General features: G+C 57.9%; 6 protein-coding genes and 1 tRNA gene. 3 read left to right on the top strand and 4 right to left on the bottom strand.

The window, feature by feature from the left end:
- The 3 genes from gorA to glmU form a co-directional block, all read right to left on the bottom strand.
- A partial coding sequence (gorA, locus tag WA989_RS02210) for a glutathione-disulfide reductase (protein WP_424338895.1) occupies positions 1 to 1275 on the bottom strand: 1275 nt, incomplete at its 3' end.
- 57 nt (positions 1276 to 1332) lie between these two features.
- Positions 1333 to 2031: a ribose-5-phosphate isomerase RpiA gene (gene rpiA, locus WA989_RS02205; protein ID WP_424338894.1), complete on the bottom strand. Its 699-nt coding sequence runs from the start codon at positions 2029 to 2031 to the stop codon at positions 1333 to 1335.
- 13 nt (positions 2032 to 2044) lie between these two features.
- Positions 2045 to 3400, bottom strand: coding sequence for a bifunctional UDP-N-acetylglucosamine diphosphorylase/glucosamine-1-phosphate N-acetyltransferase GlmU (glmU, locus tag WA989_RS02200; RefSeq protein WP_424338893.1), 1356 nt, complete (start codon positions 3398 to 3400; stop codon positions 2045 to 2047).
- Between the two features lie 77 nt (positions 3401 to 3477).
- Between glmU and WA989_RS02195 the strand changes: the two genes are divergently transcribed.
- Positions 3478 to 4161 (top strand): HAD-IA family hydrolase, encoded by a 684-nt coding sequence (locus tag WA989_RS02195; protein ID WP_424338892.1) that lies wholly within the window; start codon positions 3478 to 3480, stop codon positions 4159 to 4161.
- On the opposite strand, the gene WA989_RS02190 is transcribed toward WA989_RS02195, so the two are convergent.
- On the bottom strand, positions 4158 to 4406 hold the full coding sequence (locus tag WA989_RS02190) for a hypothetical protein (protein WP_424338891.1): 249 nt from the start codon (positions 4404 to 4406) through the stop codon (positions 4158 to 4160). The genes WA989_RS02195 and WA989_RS02190 overlap by 4 nt on opposite strands.
- A 501-nt stretch (positions 4407 to 4907) precedes the next feature.
- On the opposite strand from WA989_RS02190, the gene WA989_RS02185 reads away from it, so the two are divergent.
- Both WA989_RS02185 and WA989_RS02180 read left to right on the top strand, forming a co-directional pair.
- Positions 4908 to 4982, top strand: a tRNA-Val gene (locus tag WA989_RS02185).
- A 130-nt stretch (positions 4983 to 5112) separates the two neighbouring features.
- Positions 5113 to 5435: DUF374 domain-containing protein (locus tag WA989_RS02180; protein ID WP_424338890.1), on the top strand; the 323-nt coding region annotated here is incomplete at its 3' end.

The following is a 5435-nucleotide window of genomic DNA, read 5'->3' as shown; positions in this document are numbered from 1 at the left end:
GCCGATCATCTGGATCATCTCGCCCGCATCGGGGCTGACGATATGGACGCCGATCACTTTCTGGTCGTCCTGCTTGACAACAAGCTTGATCATCACCCGCTCGGGCTTGTCGTGCAGCATGTTCTTCATCGGGCGGAAGCGGGTCTTGTAGATGTCGACCTGGCCATAAGTCTTGCGCGCCTGGGCTTCTGTCATCCCGACCGTTCCGACCTCAGGCTGTGTAAAGACGGCCGAAGGGACGTCTTCGTGGTCGAACGCCCAGTCCCTTTCTCCGAACACACTGTCTGAAAACGCATGGCCCTCGCGAATGGCGACGGGCGTCAGCTCGATCCGGTTGGTGACATCGCCGACCGCATAGATGTGCGGGATATTGGTCTGCGAGGTCTTGTTGACGAGGACCTGCCCCCTTTCACCGAGCTCGACCCCGGCCTTCTCGCAACCAAGCTCCCGGGTCGCCGGTCTGCGGCCAACGGCCATCATCACCACGTCGGCTCTGAGTTCAGTGCCGTCATTCAGCGTGACCTTGTAAGGGCACTCACCATCGGTTTCTTCGATCTTGTCGAAAATGCACTGGGTGATCACCCGGACACCCGCTTCCTTCAGGCCCTCATGGACCGATGTACGGACATCGAAATCGAAACCGTTCAGCACCGTATCGCCGCGATAGACCAGGCAGGTCTCAACGCCGAGCCCGGCAAAGATATGCGCAAACTCGCAGGCAATATACCCGCCGCCAGCAATCACGATATGCTTGGGCGTCTCCTTCAGATTGAAGATCTCATTCGAGGTGATCGTATGCTCTACGCCGGGCAAATCCTCTGCGGCAGGCCGCCAGGGCTCGCCGCCCGTCGCGATCAGCACCTTGTCGGCGGTGAAGGATTTCCCGCTCTCCTTCAGGGTAATCGTGTGCTCACCCTCGAACTCGGCGCGCTCCTCGAAGACATCGACGCCCGAATTGGCAAGATTGCGCACGTAAATGCCCGAGAGCCGATCGACCTCGGCATGCAGATTGGACATGAATGTGGGAAAGTCGAAGCCTGCATTCTCGATCTGCCAGCCATAGTCGGCTGCTTCATTCAGCTTGCGGCCATACTCGCTGGCATAGACCATGAACTTCTTCGGAACGCAGCCCCGGATGACGCAGGTTCCGCCAACCCTGTATTCCTCTGCAATAGCGACCCTGGCGCCAGCCTGCGCAGCAATCCTGGCCGCCCGTACACCGCCCGATCCTGCGCCAATGACGAAGAGATCGTAGTCATATTGCGAGTCAGCCATTCAATTGTCCTTCTTGTGATATCAGCCTCAGCGTCCGCCTTACTTGGCATCAGACACTCAGTATTCAATCACCGAAGCCCCGTCCTCGTCGCCGATGATCACTGTGCGCGCGAGGCCGATGAACAGGCCGTGCTCGACAACACCCGGAACAGCAGACAGAAGATGCGCTGCCTTTGGCGCATCAGGAATGAGCGTGCAGTGGCAGTCGAGAATATAATTGGCGCCATCGGTGATGATCGGCTTGTTTCCCCCGCCATTCCTCACATTGATCTTCGGTCGCATCACTCCGGCCGCCTTCAACGCGTCGAAGACTTTCTTCGCCGTGATTGTATAGCCGAAAGGCGTGACCTCCACCGGAAGCGGGAAGCTTCCCAGCACTTCAACAGCTTTTGAGGGGTCTGCGATCACGACCATCAGGTCGCTGGCATTGGCGATGATCTTTTCGCGCAGCAAGGCTGCCCCGCCGCCCTTTATAAGCTGGGCTTCGTCATCAACCTCATCGGCCCCATCGACTGTGAGATGTATGCGGTCGACCTGCTCGATCGGCAGGAGCGGCACACCAAGCGAGTCTGCCAGACGGCGCGTCTCTTCGCTCGTCGGCACGCCTTTGATGACAAGCCCGTCTGCAATTTCGTCAGCGAGCATCTCAACGAAGAATTTCGCCGTCGAACCGGTACCGAGCCCGATCGTCATGCCGTCCTCGACAAACTCGATGGCCGCCGCCGCTGCGTTTTCCTTTTCCCGTTCGAATGCCATGGTCCAAACGCCCCTATGTCTGAGAAGTCTTTTTCTTTTCGGTCATTTGCGCCCGGAACGTGCTCGCCCAGCCTGCCTTTTCGACCTGCTGGCCCCGCGCGAGCGCGAGCGCATCGTCCGATACATCCTGCGTCACCACCGAACCGGAGCCGACATAGGCACCCTTGCCGATTGTCACGGGCGCAACCAGGGCGCTGTTGGAGCCGACAAATGCGCCCTCGCCGATCCGGGTCTGATATTTGAAGAAGCCGTCATAATTGCAGAAGATCGTACCCGCGCCTAGATTAGCGTTCGCCCCGACATCGCCATCGCCAAGATAGGCGAGATGATTGGCCTTGGCGCCTTTGCCGACCTTTGTTTTCTTGACCTCGACGAAGTTGCCGATCCGCGCGCCTTCCCCGATCCGGGCGCCGGGCCGCAGCCGCGCATAAGGTCCGATCTGCGCGCCTTCATCGACGATAGAGCCCTCCAGATGGCTGAAGGCCCTGATCAGTGCCCCTGACCGCACATGCACGCCCGGCCCGAACACGACATTCGGCTCGATGACGACATCATTCTCGATAATCGTATCATGTGACAGGAAGACCGTTTCTGGCGCTGTCATGGTAACGCCTGAGATGAGCAGCTCTTCACGCCGCCGGGCCTGGAAGGCTGCTTCTGCAGTGGCGAGTTCGACGCGCGAATTGACGCCCATCACATCGGCTTCGTTACAGGTCACGACCTTGCAGCTTGCGCCGTCTTCGCGCGCCAGGCCAACAATGTCCGTGAGATAATACTCGCCCTTCTTGTTGTCGTTGGTGACTTTCGACAGCAGCCGGAAGAGCCGTCCCGAGCGGCAGGCCATAACGCCCGAATTGCAGAGATCGATCCTGAGCTCGTCCGGGCTCGCATCCTTGGCCTCAACAATCGCTTCGAGCTCACCATTGGCGCCCGTTACCAGCCGGCCATAAGCGCCCGGATCTTTTACATGAAAGCCAAGAACTCCCACCCCGGTGCCCGATTCAAGCGCCTGGAAAAGCGCTTCCACGGCGGTAGACGGGATCAGCGGCGTATCGCCATAGAGGACGATGACGTCCCCCTCGAAACCATCCAGCGCCTGTTCAGCGGCGCGAACGGCGTGACCTGTGCCAAGCGGCGGGTCCTGCACCGCCGTAGAGCCTTTCCCGAGCGCGCCTTCCACATGGTGTGTCAGCTGTTCGGAATTGGCGCTCACAACGGTTACGATCCGCTCGCATCCCACGCGTTTCGCAAGCTGGATCGACCAGTCCACCATCGCCTGGCCGCCGACAGGATGAAGCACTTTGGGCAGCGAGGATTTCATTCTGGTGCCTTGTCCGGCAGCGAGGATGATTGCGGCGCGTTCCGACATGTCTCTCCGTCTCGTTCAGTTTTGACATCTCGCCTAAACCAATTGACGGTCTGATGCGAGCCATTTGGAGCAAACTGATGGACATGCCGGATCTGACGGGTTGGACACTGGTCTTCGACCTGGATGGAACACTCATCGACAGCGCGCCGGACCTGCACGCGGCGCTGAATTACTGCCTGACACGCGCGGGATATGGAGAGGTCGCTTTCGAGCTGATCAGCGGCATGATCGGGCAAGGTGCGAAGGCGATGATTCGCAAAGCCCTGGCTCATCAGAACGCTGAAGCCGGCCCGGGCGTCGTCGAAGGCTTGTGGAGCGATTTTCTGAAGTATTATCGCAACAATATCTGCGTGTTCAGCCGCGTCTATGACGGGGCCGAAATCGTGCTTGATGCCATTCGCGAGGCAGGCGGCATATGCGCTGTCTGCACCAACAAGACCCAGTCCCTGTCAGAGGCCGCCATTGGCGGACTGAACCTGTCAGACTACTTCAAGGCCATCGTCGGCGCCGACGCGGTGCCTGAGAAAAAGCCTGATGGCGATCACATCCTGCGTACAATTGACGCGGCCGGTGGAGACGCGAAGCGGGCCATCATGATTGGTGACAGCCAGACAGACGAAAAGGCAGCCCGGAATGCCGGACTGCCTTTCATATTTGTCTCATTCGGATACGGGCCTCAGCCGGACGATCTGTCCGGACCAGCCGGAATCTGCCGAGCCTATAGCGACCTTCCAGACCTGATAAGCGCGCTGTGCGCTTAAGCAGCTTCGACGGTCGTATCGACCGGACGATAGCTCGTCCGCATCTCTTCCTGCGATTTCGCAATGCGGCGGCGGGGCATGCCGTTCACCATATTGCTGCGCAGGTCAGTACGGGCACTGCGCATGGCAGGCACAAAGCCTGCGTCCACGAGGTCGACATCGACTTCATAGCCGCGGTCTGCCCAATATTCACGAATCTTCTCGCGAAGGCGCTTTGCACCTTCATTGTTACACCAGTCTTTCATTTCAATCTCTCCAGGCTATCTGTTAGGGCGATGAGGTCATCCTCTCGCGCGCCTGTCCTTCTAGTTTGCTTTATTTTTCAACAACGGTCCGAACTCCGTCGGTGTTCCGTTCGTGACGCTTAGATGACGGTTGAAGCGCGAAATCTCAAGCTTTTTTCTCGATGAAATTTACGCAAGCCTCGAATATGAACAGCTGTTCATTCTGAACAATCATTCATATTCACAACGATTATTCATATAGAGCGCCCAACAGCTTATTACATAACTTGCAGAACACTGGTTTCATATGAAATAATTTAAAAATCCTGCCATTGGGGGTCTGTCACCCGATAATGTGACAGATCGACCCGAATTATTCACAATCAATTTTTTGTAGGAAACTGCCATGCACCGCCGCATGCCTGCCTTGCATTTCAGGATGCAGTCTGCGGGTGTAATTTCAGGGTGCAGAGACAGTTTGACCTTCCACTGAGTCGTCTTTATGAGCCTCTCTCCCCCATCGGGCGATTAGCTCAGCGGTAGAGCACTGCCTTCACACGGCAGGGGTCACTGGTTCGATCCCAGTATCGCCCACCATTTTCATGAAGTTTCCTTTTTTTGCGGAAGAGACCGCCGCAATTCCAGCCCCGTGGGAGCCAGATCCTCGCAGGCCAAAGCGTTTTGGCCTTTGCGCGAGCGGTCCCCCGGCACTAGACAGTCGGCACAGATGAAATCCTTCATGCGCAATTCCATCGTCTCCTCAATCCTGGGCGGCCTGATCTGGGCCTATATGGTCGTGTGTGCGCGCACGATCAGGTGGACGGTCGAGGGCGAGCAGACCTTCCGCGACGCCTGGTCGGCCGATCATGGCCTGATCGTTGCGGCCTGGCATTCGCGGATTCTCCTCATTCCGACGATCTGGAGCCGGATTGCCCGCAAACTCGACAAGAAGGCCTACCCTACGGCGATGTTGATCTCCCTGTCGCGCGATGGAGAAGCCGTCGCCAAGGCGATCACACATCTCGGCCTTGAGTCTGTTCGCGGCTCATC

Source organism: Henriciella sp. (assembly GCF_049649345.1).
In the GTDB taxonomy this organism is placed as follows: Bacteria; Pseudomonadota; Alphaproteobacteria; order Caulobacterales; family Hyphomonadaceae; genus Henriciella.
Note: the sequence above shows the minus strand (reverse complement) of the source record. Positions and strands in the feature narration are given on the sequence as shown.

Excerpts from the sequence above, each read along its gene's own strand:
- WA989_RS02195 (WP_424338892.1), top strand. The coding sequence starts at position 3,478 with ATGGACATGCCGGATCTGACGGGTTGGACACTGGTCTTCGACCTGGAT.
- glmU (WP_424338893.1), bottom strand. The coding sequence starts at position 3,400 with ATGTCGGAACGCGCCGCAATCATCCTCGCTGCCGGACAAGGCACCAGA.
- rpiA (WP_424338894.1), bottom strand. The coding sequence starts at position 2,031 with ATGGCATTCGAACGGGAAAAGGAAAACGCAGCGGCGGCGGCCATCGAG.
- WA989_RS02190 (WP_424338891.1), bottom strand. The coding sequence starts at position 4,406 with ATGAAAGACTGGTGTAACAATGAAGGTGCAAAGCGCCTTCGCGAGAAG.